Source organism: Cytophagales bacterium (genome assembly GCA_019456305.1).
In the GTDB taxonomy this organism is placed as follows: Bacteria; Bacteroidota; Bacteroidia; order Cytophagales; family VRUD01; genus VRUD01.
In genome coordinates this window covers 1-1,150 of sequence record VRUD01000068.1, presented here as the reverse complement: position 1 = coordinate 1,150, position 1,150 = coordinate 1, and the positions used below count along the sequence as shown (strand labels likewise).

2 protein-coding genes and 1 pseudogene (1 of these 3 cut by a window edge) are annotated in these 1,150 nt (G+C 38.5%); all 3 read left to right on the top strand.

The window, feature by feature from the left end; translation table 11 throughout:
• Positions 1-176: pseudogene (locus tag FVQ77_13430) on the top strand (hypothetical protein); it begins 982 nt to the left of the window's first position.
• A complete protein-coding gene (locus FVQ77_13425; GenBank protein ID MBW8051313.1) occupies positions 133-771 on the top strand; it encodes a DUF1566 domain-containing protein in 639 nt (212 codons plus the stop codon). The pseudogene FVQ77_13430 and the gene FVQ77_13425 overlap by 44 nt, the downstream one beginning before the upstream one ends.
• Positions 772-809: 38 nt before the next feature.
• Complete coding sequence (locus FVQ77_13420) at positions 810-1,082, top strand: hypothetical protein (GenBank protein ID MBW8051312.1); 273 nt, start codon at positions 810-812, stop codon at positions 1,080-1,082.
• Positions 1,083-1,150: the final 68 nt, after the last annotated feature.

The following is a 1,150-nucleotide window of genomic DNA, read 5'->3' as shown; positions in this document are numbered from 1 at the left end:
GCTTCTTTAGGATTTGTTGCAGGAGCACATACAGTAGATACCGATACGCAGTTAGATTCTACAGGTGTTGCAACTTTAGGTTATGTTGCAGGACCGCATACTGTAGAAGTAGATGGTTCTGTTACCAACGAAATACAAACCATAAGCCGAACAGGAACAACTGTAACATTAAGTAATGGTGGTGGAAGCTTCCAAGACAGTGTAGGTGTGTTTACAGCTGGAACAGGAATTGATATTACTAATAATGTAATTAGCAGTACTTGCGGTCTTTCAATAGGCGATACTTCTTACCAAGGCGGTATCATTTTTTATCTAGACCCATCGGGATGTCATGGGTTGATAGCCGCCACCGCCGATCAAAGCGCGGGAATACAATGGTACAACGGAACTCCTAGATATACTGGAACTACAGGCGATGGTTTGTATGCCGGAGCAATGAATACGGCAATGATAGTAGCAACGCAAATGGCAGATCTACAAACAGGAAATTTTGCAGCAAAAGTTTGTGCCGATTATGCAGTAACAGTTGGGGGTGTTACCTATGGCGATTGGTATTTGCCATCAATGTATGAGTTAAACTTAATGTATTTAAATATTGGACAAGGTAATGCATTGGGATTAGGAAATGTTGGCGGTTTTGCTAATAACTTCTATTGGAGTTCTACGGAGCTCAGTAACCTCGGTGTGTGGCGGCAGGATTTCGCCAATGGTTTCCAGTCCAACGGCAATAAGGCCTTCGCATTCTCTGTGCGTGCTATTCGGGCTTTTTAACTATTTATCAATTTATCCATTTAACTATTTTATTGTTATTGGTAGTTTACCGCGAAGCGGTCGATTTTATTTTTTGGAGGGCGCAAGCCCTCCATTTTTTATTTAAATTATTTAGAATGGCATTGTACTATGATTTACCGGTGTTTAAGGATGTTTACAAATTAATTTTATTGATTTATAGCGTAACCAAAGACTTTTCAAAAGAATATAAATATACCTTGGGGCATGATTTAAAGAAAGACGGAATGATGCTGATGAGAAGCATTTACAGAGCAAATAAAGCGCAAAACAAGAAAGAATACCTAGTATAGCGTTTCATAAAAAGGATAACATTTAACCTATATTATTCCTAAACTTTAAGATGAAACAAATAAAATCC